We start from the raw sequence: 17,294 nt of genomic DNA, 5'->3' as shown, positions 1-17,294 counted from the left end.
TACCTACCGTTTAAGGCGATCCTATGAAACAAAAAGTGGTTAGCATTGGCGACATCAACGTGGCAAATGACCTGCCGTTCGTGCTGTTTGGCGGAATGAACGTGCTGGAATCCCGCGATCTGGCGATGCGCATTTGTGAGCACTACGTAACCGTTACTCAAAAGCTGGGTATCCCTTACGTGTTTAAAGCCTCCTTTGATAAAGCCAACCGTTCTTCCATCCACTCTTACCGTGGACCGGGCCTTGAAGAAGGGATGAAAATCTTCCAAGAACTGAAACAGACTTTTGGCGTAAAAGTGATCACCGACGTTCACGAAGCCAGCCAGGCACAGCCTGTTGCTGATGTGGTGGATGTGATTCAGCTTCCGGCATTCCTTGCTCGTCAGACCGATCTGGTGGAAGCGATGGCGAAAACCGGTGCCGTAATCAACGTGAAGAAACCGCAGTTCATCAGCCCAGCTCAGATGGGCAACATCGTGGATAAATTCCATGAAGGCGGCAACGATAAGGTTATTCTGTGCGACCGTGGTGCGAACTTTGGTTATGACAACCTGGTTGTGGACATGCTGGGCTTCAGCGTGATGAAGAAAGTCTCCGGCAACTCACCGGTGATTTTTGACGTTACCCATGCGCTGCAGTGCCGCGATCCGTTTGGCGCAGCAAGCGGCGGTCGTCGTGCGCAGGTTACCGAACTGGCGCGTGCCGGTATGGCGGTTGGTCTGGCAGGTCTGTTTATTGAAGCGCATCCGGATCCAGCCAATGCGAAATGCGATGGCCCATCCGCGCTGCCGCTGGCGAAGCTGGAACAGTTCCTGACGCAGATTAAAGCGATTGATGACCTGGTGAAAAGCTTCGACGAGCTGGATACCGAGAACTAAGAGAATGTGACAGGCCGGAATTTCCCTCCGGCCTGCTATTTGAAAAGGGTATAAAGGTCGCCGTCAGGCACCAGACGCGCCATCGATTGTGTTATATCGACAGAAAAGAAAACGGCCCTGAAGAGGACCGTGGGGTACGTCTAAAATAATAATCAGGCAAATATTGTCATCAGATAGGCGATAAACAGTGCCAGATGCGCTGCACCGTTAAGCACATTGGTGCGTCCGGTGGAGAAAGAGATCTGACACAGAACCAGTGATGAAACCATCACAATCATCTCTGGCGCACCCAGCGCAAACATCAAATCATTCCCGGTTGCCCATGCAATCAGCGTCACCACCGGTACGGTCAGCGAAATTGTGGCTAATACCGAACCGAAGAATAAATTCATTGCCCGCTGTACCTGATTGCTCAGAACCGCTTTCAGTGCGCCCAGTCCTTCAGGCGAGAGGATCAGTAACGCGACCAGGAAACCCGTAAATGCGACTGGCGCATTCAGTTCAGTCAGCAAGGTCTCAAGCGGGCTGGCGTTCATCTTGGTCACGGCGATAACAGCGATCAGATGAATGATAAGCCAGGCGGCGTGCCACATATTGCTGTGCGCTGACGGCTTACCGTGATGCGGGTCGTCGTCGTCACCCTCGTCTTCATGCTCGTAAATGAACAGACTTTGGTGCGTTTTAGTTTGAATCAGCAAAAATACGCCGTACATCGCCGCAGAAATTAACGCCACCAACAGCGCCTGCGCGGTAGTGAAATTTGCCCCCGGCAACGCCATCGGGAATACCAGTACAATAATGGCCAGTGGGAACAGGGCGATTAAATACTGCTTAATACCAAATAGGTTCATATACTGAGTGGCAAATTTACGGCCACCTAATAGTAATGAAAAACCGACCAGACCCCCGGTTACGATCATAATGATTGAATACAGCGTATCGCGCATGAGCGTAGGTGCGGCATCGCCGGTTGCCATTAATGCGGAGATTAAGCTGACTTCAAGAATAACAACGGACAAACTGAGGATCAGCGACCCGTAGGGTTCGCCAAGTCGATGCGCTAATACGTCCGCATGACGGACAACGCTGAATGCGCTGCTTAATATACCAATAAGGGCCAGCGCATTAATACCGATGACCACTGGTAGTGACTGACTGCTCCCCCAGAAGAACAGGACTACCAGCGCCAAAATCGGGAAGACGAGAGAGGTCTCCTTGTGGCGGGTTTTTACCGCCTCATGTGCTTGTGTCATTGCATTAATTCTCCATCTCTGCAGGTATTTATAATTATAAAAAGTATTAAAGAATGTAAAAAATAACAGAAAACGTGGTTTTGTAGGTGACATTTTACGAAATTTTACTACATCACCTGTTTTCCCTCTCAAAGCGGCCAAAAACCAATTTCTTGTTTATAGACTGTTTAATTAACAAAGGGTTAGGTAAAGAAAATTTCTAAAAATGTCCATTATTGGCGTCTCGCCGCATTGTTAACCACACTTAAGGTTTAGCCTAAAAAGAGGAGTTCACAATGCCTTATAAATCTAAAAGCGATCTGCCTGACAGCGTGCAGCACGTTCTGCCAGCCCATGCTCAGGACATTTATAAAGAAGCTTTCAACAGCGCCTGGGAACAGTATAAAGACAAATCTGATCGACGTGACGATGCCACCCGAGAAGAGACTGCACATAAGGTCGCGTGGGCCGCGGTTAAAAATGATTACCAAAAAGGTGATGATGGTAAATGGCATAAAAAGACGTAACAGTATCAATTATAATGCCTTTATAAACTCGCTTGCATCAGGCGTTAGCGAATCGTGCTACGCCGCGCGGTTACTGGCTTGCAAGCGAGCGGTGAATTGCCTATTGTCCAGCTATTGGTTTCAAAATGAGCAGTAAAAAAGCCCGGAAGGCGTCAAAAAAGTTGTCGCAGGGAAGCAGCAGTGGCGGAGGTGTAAGGTGTTAACGCGTGATTTTTTATTGAATGCCGACTGTAAGACGGCATTTGGTGCTATTGAAGAATCACTACTCTGGTCAGCGGAACAACGTGCAGCCTCACTGGCCGCTACGCTCGCTTGTCGACCAGATGATGGACCGGTGTGGATCTTCGGTTATGGATCGTTGATGTGGAACCCGGCCTTAGAGTTTGAAGAGTCCTGTACCGGCACATTAGTCGGCTGGCACCGTGCATTTTGTCTGCGCCTGACGGCGGGGCGAGGAACGGCGTGTCAGCCAGGCCGCATGCTGGCCCTGAAAGAGGGCGGACGTACCACCGGTGTGGCCTACCGCTTGCCGGACGCGTCGCTGGAACAAGAGCTTTCTCTGTTGTGGAAGCGAGAAATGATCACCGGATGCTATCTGCCGACCTGGTGCCAGCTGGCGCTTGATGACGGCCGTACGGTGAACGCGCTGGTGTTTATTATGGATCCGCGCCATCCGCTGTTTGAGTCAGACACGCGCGCGCAGGTGATCGCGCCGCTTATTGCCGCGGCCAGCGGACCTTTAGGCACCAATGCCCAGTATCTGTTCTCGCTGGAACAAGAGCTGGTCAAGCTGGGGATGCAGGATGATTGTCTTAATGATCTGGTGATCACGGTCAAACGATTGTTGGGAGAGAACCTGCCGGAAGGCGTTATGCGGCCAGGGTTTGCCTGAACCCGGCGTGGAATTGTATGCCCGAAAGCCAGGTGCTTTTCGGGCATGTCACGCTTAGGCTGCAATATAACTTATCGAATGCTCAAGCGACTGACTGTGGCTGTCGATCAGCACGTTCCAGACGCCGGTATAGGGCACGGTCAACCATGCATTATCACGATCCTGCACGCTTAAGATGTCGGACTGCGTGTCTTTGACGTGTTTTTTTTCGCTCATCAGATGGATGTGACAGCGCTCGGAACAGCGCACAACCACCGTATCGCCACCAAATAACTTTAAACTTGCCTTCACTAATGCCATTTTTCACCCCGTTCTTGAAAACAACGTACTTTCTGTCGAAAGTGCTGCGTGATGTTGTTCACATTTCACTCATTGCATAACACCAAAGGGGGAGCAACAGGATGCTGATTTTGATCAAAAAATGGCATAACGATTAAACAAAAGTGACAAAACACCTCAAAAGGGTTGAACGGGCGTGCTAACGTTCAACGAAACCGCGCCCATCAAATATTAAATCCGGAAATTATCGACACTTTCAGTGCGCTTGCCTGAAAACGGTATATCAGAAGGTCAACACTTTATCTGCAGCCAGCGTCCATTGAGCCAGTTCTACCAGCGTGCCGACGGCCACTCCATCAATTAACGGCAGCGCCGTGATCCCACGACCATCGGTGCAGGTTTTGCACAGTTTTACCGGAACATTTTGCGCTGTCAGGATCTCCAGCATTTGCTGAATATTGTAGCCCTCCGCGGGTTTCTGACCACGTAATCCTGCGGTTACGGCGTCAGACATTAAAAACAGACGCAGGTCGAGAGCGGCTTCCTGTTCGCGCAGGGCGATAGCCAGACGCAGGCTGTTAAATAACGATTCGCTTCCATAAGCCGCTCCGTTCGCGACGATCACTATCTTTTGCATTTTTACTCCTGTTACTGCATGTAAGCGTTAATAACCGACACGTATGTTACACCTATTTCTCAATGCCAGGATAATGCCGAAAAAAGGGGGAGGGGCTGAAAATCAACGCTGAAAACGTTATGGTTTAAGATAAGTATGCCACTGTGGCTAATTGATGTAAGAAACCACTAACGATTTGAGCCGTATTATCTGTTCTTCTCTTGCTGTATTCGCACTCTTGCCGCTGGCAGGCGGTACTGCTAACGTGCAGTCGTCCTTTGTGCACCAGGCTGAAAACCCTTTCGATAACAATAGTGATGGCTTGCCCGATCTTGGCATGGCCCCGGAGTCGCGGGCAGGCGAAAAGCATTTTGCCGAAATGGTCAAAGCGTTTGGTGAAGCCAGCATGACTGATAACGGGCTTGATACCGGTGAACAGGCGAAGCAGTTCGCGTTTGGCCAGGTGCGAGATACGGTCAGCGAACAGGTGAATCAGCAACTGGAATCCTGGCTCTCTCCCTGGGGAAACGCCAGCATCGGGTTGCAAGTTGATAACGAAGGCAGTTTTACCGGGAGTCGGGGAAGCTGGTTTGTGCCGTGGCAGGACAACCAACGTTATCTTACCTGGAGCCAGCTAGGAGTGACGCAACAGGACGACGGCTTAGTCAGTAATGCGGGGATTGGGCAACGTTGGGTACGCGACGGTTGGTTACTGGGTTACAACACCTTTTATGACAACTTACTGGATGAAAATCTGCCCCGGGGAGGCCTCGGCGCGGAGGCATGGGGCGAATATTTGCGCTTATCCGCTAACTATTATCAACCGTTGTCTTCCTGGCAGGATCGTTTTGCAACCCAGCAACAACGGATGGCCCGCGGCTACGATCTGACCGCGCAAATGCGGATGCCGTTCTATCAACATCTCAATACCAGCGTCAGCGTGGAACAGTATTTTGGCGACCGGGTGGATCTATTTCATTCGGGAACCGGGTATCACAATCCGGTGGCGGTGAACCTCGGGCTGAGCTATACACCGGTGCCGCTAATCACGGTGACAGCGCAGCATAAGCAGGGTGAAAGCGGCATTAGCCAGAATAACCTCGGCTTAACGCTTAGTTACCGTTTTGGCGTGCCGTTAAAAAAACAGTTGATGGTCAGTGAGGTGGCGAACAGCCGTTCACTGCGCGGCAGTCGTTATGACGATCCGCAGCGTAACAATTTGCCGACGCTGGAGTATCGCCAGCGTAAAACGCTGTCGGTATTTTTGGCCACGCCGCCCTGGGATCTCAAACCGGGAGAGACGGTGGCGCTGAAGCTGCAGGTGCGTAGTTTGCATGGGATCCGCCACCTGACTTGGCAGGGCGATCCTCAGGCGTTGAGCTTAACGGCTGGCAGCAATAACCGAAGCGCGCAGGGCTGGACGATTATTATGCCGAAGTGGGACAGCAGAGAAGGTGCGACGAACCGCTGGCGGTTGTCTGTGGTGGTAGAAGATGAGCAGGGCCAGCGTGTCTCTTCCAATGAGATCACGCTATCACTGACCGAACCGTTTACTACCGTTTCGGAAAATGATCCTCGTTAACAATGACGCATGCGCGCGTTATCAGAAAATACGTTCCTGGTGCACCCATACCGCGGCTTCAACACGTGATTTGAGCTTCATTTTCTTCAGCATATGCTTCACGTGAACTTTTACCGTGCTTTCGGTGATGTCCAGGCGGCGGGCGATCATCTTGTTAGGCAGGCCCTGGGCGATGAGCTTAAGAATATCGCGTTCGCGCGGCGTCAGTTGGGTAACATCACGGTCGGACGTTGCACGATTGGCGCGTAGGCTGGCGGCCAGAACCGGCGTTAAGGCTTCGCTCAGCACCATTTCACCGGCAGCCGCTTGCTGCAATGCTTTCAGCAAATCTTCCGGCTCCATATCTTTCAGTAGATAACCGTCGGCACCGCGCTTCAGTGCAGTAACCACGTCTTCTTCATGGTTGGATACGCTAAACACGACGATACGGCCTGACAGTGATTTCTCACGCAGCTTGTCGAGTGTTTCCAGACCGTTCATGCCGGGCATGTTGAGATCAAGAAGGATCAGATCGGGATCAAGGGATTCTGCCAGCTCGATACCCTGCTCACCATTGCTGGCTTCGCCGACAACGGTGATATCGGGCGCCATGCTGACAAGCTGTTTTACACCGGTTCGCAGCATCGGATGATCGTCGATCAACAGGATGGTTGCCGGTTCCAGATTACTCATGGGTATCTCCTTGGACTTCTGTGAAGTTTGTTTCGGGAATAAAAGTGACAGCAACTTCAGTACCGCCTGTCTCGCGACGGCGTACACGGCAATCGCCGCGCAAGCTCTGCGCACGGTCGCGCATGATTATCATGCCGTAGTGGTTACTGCGTTCGGCGTTTTCCGGTACGCCGCAGCCGTTATCTTGCACTGTTAGTTTGACCTGCTTACCATTTTGCACCACCGTCACGACTACTTCATCGGCCTGAGAGTGTTTGAGGGCGTTGCTCAGGGCTTCGCGCGCAATTTGTAGCAGGTGAATCGCCTGATGCGAAGGGACCAGACGCGGTGGCAGCTGATAATCCAGCTTAACCGTAAAGCCAAAACGCGCGCTGTATTCCTGACAGCTGGCTTCCAGCGCCGGTCTCAATCCAGGTTCCGTCAGCTGTAAACGGAAGGTCGTTAACAGTTCGCGCAGTTGCGCCCAGGAAGCGTTTAGCTCGTTACGAATCTGACTGAGTAGCTCGCGGCAGTTATCTGAAAGCGCATCGCCCTGCATCTGCAAACAGCTCACCTGCATCTTCATACAGGAGAGCGATTGTGCAATAGAATCATGAAGTTCGCGCGCAATGGTGGCACGCTCTTCCATCACGATCAACTGCTGCTGACGCTCCTGATGCCTGTCGAGTGCAAGCGTTGCGGTCAGTTGCTCAACCAGGGTATCAACCAGTTGCTGCTGATCGTGGCTGAGATGGCGTCCGTACGGCAAAGTCGCGAGCAGGATACCATACTGAGTATGGGCGTCGGTTAGCCGCCATTTCAGTGTGATACCGCCGTCAATGGCGGGTAGCGTACCGCGCGGACACAAATGGCAGCCTTTCTCATCACAGCTGACATTGGACTGGCAGGTAAATTCCTGATGATTATCTTCATCTTCCAGGTCATAGACCCGCAGTTCAATATCATGCAGCAGGGTCAAATTTTGCAGACCGTTCAGTACCGGAGAGAGGCGTTCGCACAACGGCACCTGAGAGTGCAGGCGGCGGTTGGCTTGCCACAGGAAAGAGAGGATCTGATTTTTGTGCTCCAGACCCGCCGTTTTCTCCTGTACCCGCTGTTCCAGCACCGCGTAACTTTCGGCCAGTTCTTCCGACATATTATTCAGCGCCGAGCCCAGCGCTGCCATCTCATTACGTCCACTGATATGTGCGCGTTGGGTAAAATCACGTTGACTGACGGCTCGCGCCATCGCCAGCAGTTGTTTCCACGGCTGTAACAGGCGCACGCGCAGCCAGATAATGGTGAAGACCAGCAGCAACGCCATAAATACGGCCATCAGGCGATGCAGCAGAACGACGCGTTCAATGCGTAACTCGGTGGTATGGTCAAAGGCGGTGACCAGCTTATCCAGTCCGCCCACAAAGCGCCTGACATCCTGCGCTACCGCATCGGGCGTTTGCGCATGCGCAAGCCCCGGTGCAAGTTTGGTGTGCCAGTAATCCTGTAAGGCTTTTAACTGCGCCTGTTGTCCGTCACGCTGCGCGGCACGCGTCAATTCCGGGCTAAACGCCGTTTGCTCCATTTCATCCAGCAATGGTTGATCGTTGGCGTCCAGCGGTATGGCCGCCAGCAGGCGATAGCTTTGCATGCGTAGCGATCCCGCTTTGTTGATTGCATGCGCGCTACCCTGAACGCCCTGAACCAGCCAGCCAGAGACTGCCATACCCGCCACGCCGATGGCAGTAGACAATAAAACAATCAGCGCCACCTGGTTGACCAGCGTAAGCGGGGAAAGACAACGTTTAAACATGGTGACTTGTTCCTTCGGGTTTTCGTAAAACCGAAAACCTTATTGAATGACGATTCTGCTGCAGGCAGTGGCGTTATTCTCGGCGATACACTGGAGTATACCCATACCTCAAACGGGCTACCCCTTAATTGCCGCCAGAGGGAGAGATCCTAAACGAGGGGGAGTAGGGGACGACAGAAGCGTGAAAAACCACATCTTTTTTATCGAAGTTATGTACTCATTTAGGATGATGATAAATTTCAGGCATCAATAATGACACCTTTTCCTTTGATTTATATCAACTTACCTCCAGCTGTAAACCCTAATGTGGCAGGCATCGAAACAAGTATCAGAGGTGTCTATGAGTCACTCATCTGCCCCGGAAAGGGCATCTGGAGCTGTAATTACTGAATGGCGGCCGGAAGATCCCGCCTTCTGGCAGCAGCGTGGTCATCGAATCGCCAGCCGTAACCTGTGGATTTCCGTCCCTTGCTTGCTGCTGGCGTTTTGCGTGTGGATGTTATTTAGCGCCGTGGCGGTGAACTTACCGAAAGTCGGATTTGATTTCACCACTGAACAACTGTTCATGCTGACGGCATTACCTTCGGTGTCCGGCGCGCTGCTGCGTGTACCGTACTCCTTTATGGTCCCCCTGTTTGGTGGACGTCGCTGGACGGCGTTCAGCACCGGTATCCTGATCATTCCTTGCGTATGGTTAGGTTTTGCGGTGCAGGATACCTCCACGCCATTTAGTACCTTTATCATTATCTCGCTGTTGTGCGGTTTTGCCGGTGCGAACTTTGCCTCCAGCATGGCAAACATCAGCTTCTTCTTTCCAAAACAGAAACAGGGCGGCGCGCTGGGTCTGAACGGTGGTCTGGGTAACATGGGCGTCAGCGTGATGCAGTTAGTCGCTCCGCTGGTGGTTTCACTGTCAATCTTTGCCGCATTTGGCAGCCAGGGTGTTGAACAACCGGATGGTACGCAGCTGTATCTGGCAAACGCCGCATGGATTTGGGTCCCGTTCCTGGCTGTATTAACGCTGGCCGCATGGTTTGGTATGAATGAACTGGCAACCTCAAAAGCTTCGCTGAAAGAGCAATTGCCGGTGCTGAAACGCGGGCACCTGTGGATTATGAGCCTGCTGTATCTGGCAACCTTCGGTTCATTTATCGGTTTCTCTGCCGGTTTCGCGATGCTGTCAAAAACGCAGTTTCCTGAGGTACAGATCCTGCATTACGCCTTCTTTGGACCGTTGATTGGCGCCCTGGCACGTTCAGCAGGCGGCGCAATCTCTGACCGACTGGGGGGGACCCGCGTAACGCTGGTGAACTTCGTGCTGATGGCTATTTTCAGTGCCTTACTGTTCCTGACGCTGCCATCAAACGGTGTCGGTGGCAACTTTATCGCCTTCTTTGCGGTATTCCTGGCGCTGTTCCTGACGGCTGGTCTGGGGAGTGGTTCAACCTTCCAGATGATCTCTGTTATCTTTCGCAAGCTGACGATGGACAGAGTGAAAGCTGAAGGCGGTTCAGAAGAGAAAGCGATGCGCGAGGCGGCGACCGACACCGCGGCGGCGCTGGGTTTTATCTCAGCTATTGGTGCGATCGGTGGCTTCTTTATCCCGAAAGCATTCGGTACGTCCCTGGCATTAACTGGCTCTCCGGTCGATGCGATGAAAGTATTCCTGATCTTCTATGTCGCCTGTGTGGTTATCACCTGGGCGGTGTACGGACGTCATTCTAAAAAGTAAAAAAGTAGTAACTGTTGATTATCCATTGCGCGGTGTTAGACCGCGCTTTTTTTTGCCCGCCATTAGTTACAACATACTTTTATATTGTGACGCGACAACAGCCTGTTAGAACGGTGCTCGTAATATGCTAAACAGGGGGGATACCCCTTAATACCCACTTATAAAGAATTTAACATTTGTATGATAAGTGAGTTTAAAAAACTCAATAAAATTCAATATGTTGATTGATTTATCGATATCCCACTAAGGGGGTATGTGAAAATCGACCCTTAATTTTCATCCCTGCCTGCCTTGATCGTTATCAATTCTCACGCCCTTTCAGAGCGTTACCTTCGCTCTCAATCAAGCAATGTCGATTTATCAGAGAGCCGTCAGGCTCCTACAGGAGAAAACCGATGAGTAAATTCCTGGACCGGTTTCGCTACTTCAAGCAGAAGGGCGAAACCTTTGCCGATGGGCACGGCCAGCTTCTCAATACCAACAGGGACTGGGAGGATGGATACCGCCAGCGTTGGCAGCATGACAAAATCGTGCGTTCAACCCACGGTGTAAACTGCACTGGCTCATGCAGCTGGAAAATCTATGTGAAAAATGGTCTGGTGACCTGGGAAACCCAGCAAACTGACTACCCACGCACTCGTCCAGATATGCCCAACCACGAGCCTCGCGGCTGCCCGCGTGGTGCAAGCTATTCATGGTATCTCTACAGCGCTAACCGTCTGAAATACCCGCTGATGCGTAAACGTCTGATGAAGATGTGGCGTGAAGCAAAAAGACTGCACAGCGATCCGGTAGATGCATGGGCATCCATTATCGAAGACGCCGATAAAGCAAAAAGCTTCAAACAAGCGCGTGGTCGTGGTGGATTCGTTCGTTCTTCCTGGCAGGAAGTGAATGAGCTGATTGCCGCATCTAACGTTTACACCATCAAAACCTATGGTCCTGACCGCGTCGCAGGCTTCTCGCCGATCCCCGCGATGTCGATGGTTTCTTATGCGTCCGGCGCACGTTATATGTCGCTGATTGGCGGGACCTGCCTGAGCTTCTATGACTGGTACTGTGACCTGCCGCCAGCTTCCCCGCAGACCTGGGGCGAGCAGACCGACGTACCGGAATCTGCCGACTGGTATAACTCCAGCTACATTCTGGCATGGGGCTCTAACGTACCGCAGACCCGTACCCCGGATGCGCACTTCTTTACTGAAGTTCGTTACAAAGGCACCAAAACAGTAGCAATTACCCCGGACTACGCAGAAATCGCCAAACTGTGCGACCTGTGGCTGGCTCCGAAGCAGGGAACCGATGCGGCGATGGCAATGGCGATGGGTCATGTCATGCTGCGCGAGTTCCACCTCGATAACCCGAGCCAATATTTCACCGACTACGTTCGTCGTTATACCGACATGCCAATGCTGGTGATGCTCGAAGAGCGCGACGGCTACTATGCTGCTGGTCGTATGCTGCGTGCTGCGGATCTGGTTGACTCTCTGGGCCAGGAAAATAACCCGGAATGGAAAACTGTCGCTATTAACAGCAACGGCGAAATGGTTGCGCCAAACGGTTCAATTGGTTTCCGTTGGGGCGAAAAAGGCAAATGGAACCTTGAGCAGCGCGATGGCACGTCCGGTGATGAAACTGAACTGCAGCTCAGCCTGCTGGGTAGCCAGGATGATATCGCTGAAGTGGGCTTCCCGTACTTTGGTGGCGAAGGCACCGAGCACTTCAGTAAAGTCGAACTGGAAAACATTCTGCTGCATAAATTGCCCGTTAAACGCCTGCAACTGGCCGATGGATCTACGGCGCTGGTGACCACCGTTTACGATCTGACTATGGCCAACTACGGCCTGGAACGTGGTCTGAACGATGAAAACTGCGCGACCAGTTACGATGACGTGAAAGCGTACACGCCAGCGTGGGCAGAAAAAATTACAGGCGTATCACGTTCTCAGATTGTACGCATCGCCCGTGAATTTGCGGATAACGCAGATAAAACGCACGGTCGTTCGATGATTATCGTCGGCGCCGGTTTGAACCACTGGTACCACCTCGATATGAACTATCGTGGCCTGATCAATATGCTGGTGTTCTGTGGCTGTATCGGCCAGAGCGGCGGCGGCTGGGCCCACTACGTAGGGCAGGAAAAACTGCGTCCGCAAACCGGCTGGCAGCCGCTGGCGTTTGCTCTTGACTGGCAGCGTCCGCCTCGTCATATGAACAGTACCTCCTACTTCTATAACCACTCCAGCCAATGGCGCTATGAGACGGTGACTGCGCAGGAACTGCTGTCCCCAATGGCAGACAAATCCCGCTATAGCGGTCATTTGATTGACTTTAACGTTCGCGCTGAACGTATGGGCTGGTTACCGTCGGCGCCGCAGTTAGGGACTAACCCGCTGTATATCGCGAAAGAAGCGCAGAAAGCAGGTATGACGCCGGTAGACTACACCGTTAAATCCCTGAAAGAAGGTTCTATTCGCTTTGCGGCAGAGCAGCCGGAAAACGGTAAAAACCATCCGCGTAACCTGTTTATCTGGCGTTCAAACCTGCTCGGTTCTTCCGGTAAAGGCCACGAGTACATGCTCAAGTATCTGCTGGGTACTGAACATGGTATTCAGGGCAAAGATCTCGGCCAGCAGAGCGGCGTGAAGCCAGAAGAAGTGGAATGGCAGGATAACGGACTGGACGGCAAACTGGATCTGGTCGTTACGCTGGACTTCCGCCTGTCGAGTACCTGTCTGTATTCCGATATCGTGCTGCCGACCGCTACCTGGTATGAAAAAGACGACATGAATACCTCGGATATGCATCCGTTTATTCATCCTCTGTCTGCGGCCGTTGACCCGGCCTGGGAATCGAAGAGCGACTGGGAAATCTATAAAGCCATCGCCAAGAAATTCTCTGAAGTTTGTGTGGGCCACCTCGGTAAAGAAACCGACGTCGTTACGCTGCCGATTCAGCACGACTCCGCCGCTGAACTGGCGCAGCCGCTGGACGTGAAGGACTGGAAAAAAGGGGAATGCGACCTGATTCCAGGTGTTACGGCACCGCACATCATGACCGTTGAGCGTGATTATCCGGCAACGTACGAGCGTTTCACCTCCATCGGTCCGCTGATGGAAAAAATCGGTAACGGCGGTAAAGGGATTGCCTGGAACACCCAGAGCGAAATGGATCTGCTGCGTAAGCTCAACTACACCAAGGCTGACGGTCCGGCGAAAGGCCAACCGATGCTGGATACCGCAATTGATGCTGCTGAGATGATCCTGACGCTGGCTCCGGAAACTAACGGTCAGGTTGCCGTTAAAGCCTGGGCGGCGCTGAGTGAATTTACCGGTCGTGACCATACGCATCTGGCGCTGAATAAAGAAGACGAAAAAATTCGTTTCCGCGACATCCAGGCGCAGCCGCGCAAAATTATCTCCAGTCCGACCTGGTCAGGTCTGGAAGATGAACATGTGTCTTATAACGCCGGTTATACCAACGTTCATGAGCTGATCCCATGGCGTACGCTGTCTGGTCGCCAGCAGTTGTATCAGGATCACCAGTGGATGCGTGACTTCGGTGAGAGCCTGCTGGTGTATCGTCCGCCAATCGACACCCGTTCGGTGAAAGCGGTGATCGGCGAGAAGTCTAACGGTAACCCGGAAAAAGCGCTCAACTTCCTGACGCCGCACCAGAAATGGGGGATCCACTCCACCTACAGCGACAACCTGCTGATGCTGACGCTGTCTCGCGGTGGTCCGATTGTGTGGATGAGTGAAGTTGATGCGAAGGATCTGGGTATCGAAGATAACGACTGGATCGAAGTCTTCAACAGCAACGGGGCGCTGACGGCGCGTGCAGTTGTCAGCCAGCGTGTGCCGGCCGGGATGACCATGATGTACCACGCGCAGGAACGTATTGTTAACCTGCCGGGTTCTGAAATCACCCAGCAGCGCGGCGGGATCCACAACTCGGTAACCCGTATTACGCCGAAACCAACTCACATGATCGGTGGTTATGCGCAACTGGCATACGGCTTTAACTACTACGGTACCGTCGGTTCAAACCGCGATGAGTTCGTAGTTGTACGTAAGATGAAGAACATTAACTGGTTGGATGGCGAAGGCAATGACCAGGTACAGGAGAGCGTAAAATGAAAATTCGTTCACAAGTCGGCATGGTGCTGAATCTCGATAAGTGCATCGGCTGCCACACCTGTTCAGTGACCTGTAAAAACGTCTGGACCAGCCGTGAGGGTATGGAGTACGCCTGGTTCAACAACGTCGAAAGTAAGCCTGGCGTTGGCTTCCCGAACGACTGGGAAAACCAGGAAAAATGGAAGGGCGGTTGGATCCGTAAAATCAATGGCAAGCTGCAGCCGCGCATGGGTAACAAAGCATTGCTGCTGGGTAAAATCTTTGCTAACCCGCATCTGCCGGGCATGGATGATTACTATGAGCCGTTTGATTTTGACTACCAAACGTTGCACAACGCCCCAGCAGACAGTAAGGCGCAGCCGATTGCGCGTCCGCGTTCGCTGATCACCGGTCAGCGGATGGATAAAATCACCAGCGGTCCGAACTGGGAAGAAATTCTGGGGGGCGAGTTCGAAAAACGCGCCAAAGACCAAAACTTCGAAAACATGCAGAAGGCGATGTACGGTCAGTTCGAAAATACCTTCATGATGTATCTGCCGCGTTTGTGTGAGCATTGCCTTAACCCGGCGTGCGTGGCGACCTGCCCAAGCGGCGCTATCTACAAGCGTGAAGAAGATGGCATCGTGCTGATCGACCAGGAGAAATGCCGCGGCTGGCGTATGTGTATCACTGGCTGCCCGTATAAGAAGATCTACTTCAACTGGAAGAGCGGGAAATCTGAGAAGTGCATTTTCTGCTACCCGCGTATCGAAGCCGGTCAGCCGACCGTTTGTTCCGAAACCTGCGTAGGCCGTATTCGTTACCTCGGCGTACTGCTGTATGACGCAGATGCGATCGAAAGTGCGGCAAGCACGGAGCACGAGAAAGATCTGTACCAGCGTCAACTGGACGTGTTCCTCGATCCAAACGATCCGGCTGTTATTGAACAAGCGCTGAAAGATGGTATTCCGCTGAGCGTCATTGATGCTGCACAGCAGTCGCCGGTTTACAAAATGGCGATGGACTGGAAGCTGGCGCTGCCGCTGCATCCGGAATACCGCACGCTACCGATGGTCTGGTACGTGCCGCCTTTGTCACCGATCCAGTCTGCCGCCGATGCGGGCGAGCTGGGCAGCAACGGTATTCTGCCGGACGTTGACAGTCTGCGTATCCCGGTTCAGTACCTGGCGAACCTGCTGACCGCAGGCGACACTCAGCCGGTACTGTTGGCGCTGAAACGTATGCTGGCGATGCGTCACTACAAACGTGCGGAAACCGTTGACGGTAAAGTTGATACCCGTGCGCTGGAAGAGGTGGGCTTAAGCGAAGCGCAGGCACAGGAAATGTATCGTTATCTGGCAATTGCTAACTACGAAGATCGTTTCGTGGTACCGAGCAGCCATCGTGAACTGGCGCGTGACGCGTTCCCGGAGAAAAGCGGTTGTGGCTTTACCTTCGGTGACGGTTGCCACGGTTCTGATACTAAATTCAATCTGTTCAACAGCCGCCGCATCGACGCTGTCGATGTGACCAGCAAAACGGAGCCGCACCAATGATTGAACTTGTCATTGTTTCGCGTCTGCTCGAGTACCCGGATGCTGCCTTGTGGCAGCATCAGCAGGAACTTTTCGATGCACTCGCGTCATCTGAGAACCTGGATAAAGAGGATGCCCAGACTCTGGGCATTTTCCTGCGCGATCTCACCGCGCAGGACATGCTGGATGTGCAGGCAAGCTATAGCGAACTGTTTGACCGTGGCCGCGCCACCTCGTTGTTGCTGTTTGAACATGTACACGGCGAGTCCCGCGATCGTGGTCAGGCTATGGTTGACCTGATGGCGCAGTATGAACAGCACGGTCTGCAGCTCGACAGCCGCGAACTTCCCGATCATCTGCCGCTGTATCTGGAATACCTTGCGCAGTTGCCGAAAAGCGAAGCATTAGGGGGGTTACAGGATATCGCGCCGATTCTGGCGCTGCTCAGCGCTCGCTTGCAACAGCGTGAAAGCCGTTATGCAGTGCTGTTCGATCTGCTGTTAAAACTGGCGAATACCGTTATCGACAGCGATAAAGTGGCTGAAAAAATTGCAGATGAAGCGCGTGACGATACCCCACAAGCCCTGGATGCGGTCTGGGAAGAAGAGCAGGTGAAATTCTTCGCCGATCAGGGGTGTGGTGAGTCGGAAATTTCCGCTCACCAGCGTCGTTTTGCCGGGGCCGTTGCGCCGCAGTATCTGAATATCACCACCGGAGGACAGCAATAATGCACTTCCTGAATACGTTCTTCTTTGACATCTATCCGTACATCGCGGGTTCTGTCTTTCTGATTGGCAGTTGGCTGCGTTATGACTATGGGCAGTATACCTGGCGCGCGGCTTCCAGTCAGATGCTGGATCGCAAAGGGATGAACCTGGCGTCAAACCTGTTCCACATCGGGATCCTGGGGATTTTTGCCGGGCACTTCCTTGGCATGCTGACACCACACTGGATGTATGAAGCGTGGCTGCCGCTTGAAGTGAAACAAAAGATGGCGATGTTTGCGGGTGGTGCCAGTGGTGTGATGTGTTTGATTGGCGGCGTTCTGCTGCTGAAACGCCGCCTGTTCAGCCCACGTGTGCGGGCGACCACTACCGGAGCGGACATTCTGATCCTCTCCCTGCTGGTGATCCAGTGTGCGCTGGGCCTGCTGACCATTCCGTTCTCCGCCCAGCATATGGACGGCAGCGAGATGATGAAGCTGGTGAACTGGGCGCAGACAGTGGTGACCTTCCAGGGTGGTGCATCTCAATATCTGGATGGCGTCGCGTTCATTTTCCGTATGCACCTGGTCCTGGGTATGACGCTGTTCCTGTTGTTCCCGTTCTCGCGTCTGGTGCACATCTGGAGCGTTCCGGTCGAATATCTGACGCGCAAATACCAGATTGTTCGTGCGCGTCATTAATCGGTTATCTGTGTAAGACAAAACCCTGCTCCGGCGG

Annotated in this window: 14 protein-coding genes; 9 read left to right on the top strand and 5 right to left on the bottom strand. The window is 52.8% G+C overall.

All coding sequences use genetic code 11. From position 1 onward, the window contains the following. Positions 1-23 precede the first annotated feature (23 nt). Positions 24-878, top strand: coding sequence for a 3-deoxy-8-phosphooctulonate synthase (gene kdsA, locus OGV75_RS17670; protein WP_016156739.1), 855 nt, complete (start codon positions 24-26; stop codon positions 876-878). A 152-nt stretch (positions 879-1,030) separates the two neighbouring features. Here kdsA and chaA read toward each other — a convergent pair whose 3' ends face one another. Further along, positions 1,031-2,131, bottom strand: coding sequence for a sodium-potassium/proton antiporter ChaA (gene chaA / locus OGV75_RS17665; RefSeq protein ID WP_049269389.1), 1,101 nt, complete (start codon positions 2,129-2,131; stop codon positions 1,031-1,033). A 275-nt stretch (positions 2,132-2,406) separates the two neighbouring features. Here chaA and chaB point away from each other — a divergent pair, with 275 nt between their 5' ends. Next, complete coding sequence (chaB, locus tag OGV75_RS17660; RefSeq protein WP_016153288.1) at positions 2,407-2,637, top strand: putative cation transport regulator ChaB; 231 nt, start codon at positions 2,407-2,409, stop codon at positions 2,635-2,637. 196 nt (positions 2,638-2,833) lie between these two features. Beyond that, positions 2,834-3,529 carry a gamma-glutamylcyclotransferase gene (locus OGV75_RS17655; protein ID WP_016156738.1) on the top strand — a complete coding sequence of 232 codons (696 nt, stop codon included), beginning with the start codon at positions 2,834-2,836 and terminating at the stop codon, positions 3,527-3,529. Positions 3,530-3,583: 54 nt separating this feature from the next. On the opposite strand, the gene OGV75_RS17650 is transcribed toward OGV75_RS17655, so the two are convergent. Continuing rightward, positions 3,584-3,829 carry a DUF1883 domain-containing protein gene (locus tag OGV75_RS17650; RefSeq protein WP_286480965.1) on the bottom strand — a complete coding sequence of 82 codons (246 nt, stop codon included), beginning with the start codon at positions 3,827-3,829 and terminating at the stop codon, positions 3,584-3,586. Between the two features lie 262 nt (positions 3,830-4,091). Next, the gene (locus tag OGV75_RS17645) at positions 4,092-4,445 is read right to left on the bottom strand and encodes a DsrE/DsrF/TusD sulfur relay family protein (protein WP_049042858.1); all 354 of its coding nucleotides are present in this window, start codon (positions 4,443-4,445) and stop codon (positions 4,092-4,094) included. A 175-nt stretch (positions 4,446-4,620) separates the two neighbouring features. Between OGV75_RS17645 and OGV75_RS17640 the strand changes: the two genes are divergently transcribed. Beyond that, complete coding sequence (locus OGV75_RS17640) at positions 4,621-6,006, top strand: YchO/YchP family invasin (RefSeq protein WP_286480964.1); 1,386 nt, start codon at positions 4,621-4,623, stop codon at positions 6,004-6,006. A 21-nt stretch (positions 6,007-6,027) separates the two neighbouring features. Here OGV75_RS17640 and narL read toward each other — a convergent pair whose 3' ends face one another. Both narL and narX read right to left on the bottom strand, forming a co-directional pair. Next, positions 6,028-6,678, bottom strand: coding sequence for a two-component system response regulator NarL (gene narL / locus OGV75_RS17635; RefSeq protein ID WP_003020756.1), 651 nt, complete (start codon positions 6,676-6,678; stop codon positions 6,028-6,030). Further along, positions 6,671-8,467, bottom strand: a complete 1,797-nt coding sequence (gene narX, locus OGV75_RS17630) for a nitrate/nitrite two-component system sensor histidine kinase NarX (protein ID WP_016156734.1) — start codon at positions 8,465-8,467, stop codon at positions 6,671-6,673. The genes narL and narX overlap by 8 nt, the downstream gene beginning before the upstream one ends. A gap of 340 nt (positions 8,468-8,807) precedes the next feature. On the opposite strand from narX, the gene OGV75_RS17625 reads away from it, so the two are divergent. The 5 genes from OGV75_RS17625 (at position 8,808) to narI (ending at position 17,257) form a co-directional block, all read left to right on the top strand. Beyond that, positions 8,808-10,199, top strand: coding sequence for a NarK family nitrate/nitrite MFS transporter (locus OGV75_RS17625; RefSeq protein ID WP_016153284.1), 1,392 nt, complete (start codon positions 8,808-8,810; stop codon positions 10,197-10,199). Positions 10,200-10,594: 395 nt separating this feature from the next. Continuing rightward, on the top strand, positions 10,595-14,338 hold the full coding sequence (locus tag OGV75_RS17620) for a nitrate reductase subunit alpha (protein ID WP_047358964.1): 3,744 nt from the start codon (positions 10,595-10,597) through the stop codon (positions 14,336-14,338). Beyond that, a complete protein-coding gene (narH, locus tag OGV75_RS17615) occupies positions 14,335-15,873 on the top strand; it encodes a nitrate reductase subunit beta (protein ID WP_286480963.1) in 1,539 nt (512 codons plus the stop codon). Before OGV75_RS17620 ends, narH begins: the two co-directional genes overlap by 4 nt. Next, the gene (gene narJ / locus OGV75_RS17610; protein ID WP_016153282.1) at positions 15,870-16,580 is read left to right on the top strand and encodes a nitrate reductase molybdenum cofactor assembly chaperone; all 711 of its coding nucleotides are present in this window, start codon (positions 15,870-15,872) and stop codon (positions 16,578-16,580) included. Before narH ends, narJ begins: the two co-directional genes overlap by 4 nt. Further along, positions 16,580-17,257 (top strand): respiratory nitrate reductase subunit gamma, encoded by a 678-nt coding sequence (narI, locus tag OGV75_RS17605; protein ID WP_016153281.1) that lies wholly within the window; start codon positions 16,580-16,582, stop codon positions 17,255-17,257. Before narJ ends, narI begins: the two co-directional genes overlap by 1 nt. Positions 17,258-17,294 lie beyond the last annotated feature (37 nt).

It is taken from the genome of Citrobacter sp. Cb028, assembly GCF_030336705.1.
GTDB lineage: Bacteria > Pseudomonadota > Gammaproteobacteria > Enterobacterales > Enterobacteriaceae > Citrobacter > Citrobacter braakii.
The sequence above is the reverse complement of the archived record's forward strand: the minus strand, read 5'-3'. Positions and strand labels throughout refer to the sequence as shown.

Bases quoted from the DNA above. Each gene is read 5' to 3' on its own strand.
- narJ (WP_016153282.1), top strand. From the start codon at position 15,870: ATGATTGAACTTGTCATTGTTTCGCGTCTGCTCGAGTACCCGGATGCT.
- narI (WP_016153281.1), top strand. From the start codon at position 16,580: ATGCACTTCCTGAATACGTTCTTCTTTGACATCTATCCGTACATCGCG.
- OGV75_RS17650 (WP_286480965.1), bottom strand. From the start codon at position 3,829: ATGGCATTAGTGAAGGCAAGTTTAAAGTTATTTGGTGGCGATACGGTG.
- chaA (WP_049269389.1), bottom strand. From the start codon at position 2,131: ATGACACAAGCACATGAGGCGGTAAAAACCCGCCACAAGGAGACCTCT.
- narH (WP_286480963.1), top strand. From the start codon at position 14,335: ATGAAAATTCGTTCACAAGTCGGCATGGTGCTGAATCTCGATAAGTGC.
- OGV75_RS17625 (WP_016153284.1), top strand. From the start codon at position 8,808: ATGAGTCACTCATCTGCCCCGGAAAGGGCATCTGGAGCTGTAATTACT.
- OGV75_RS17645 (WP_049042858.1), bottom strand. From the start codon at position 4,445: ATGCAAAAGATAGTGATCGTCGCGAACGGAGCGGCTTATGGAAGCGAA.
- narX (WP_016156734.1), bottom strand. From the start codon at position 8,467: ATGTTTAAACGTTGTCTTTCCCCGCTTACGCTGGTCAACCAGGTGGCG.
- narL (WP_003020756.1), bottom strand. From the start codon at position 6,678: ATGAGTAATCTGGAACCGGCAACCATCCTGTTGATCGACGATCATCCG.
- chaB (WP_016153288.1), top strand. From the start codon at position 2,407: ATGCCTTATAAATCTAAAAGCGATCTGCCTGACAGCGTGCAGCACGTT.
- OGV75_RS17620 (WP_047358964.1), top strand. From the start codon at position 10,595: ATGAGTAAATTCCTGGACCGGTTTCGCTACTTCAAGCAGAAGGGCGAA.
- kdsA (WP_016156739.1), top strand. From the start codon at position 24: ATGAAACAAAAAGTGGTTAGCATTGGCGACATCAACGTGGCAAATGAC.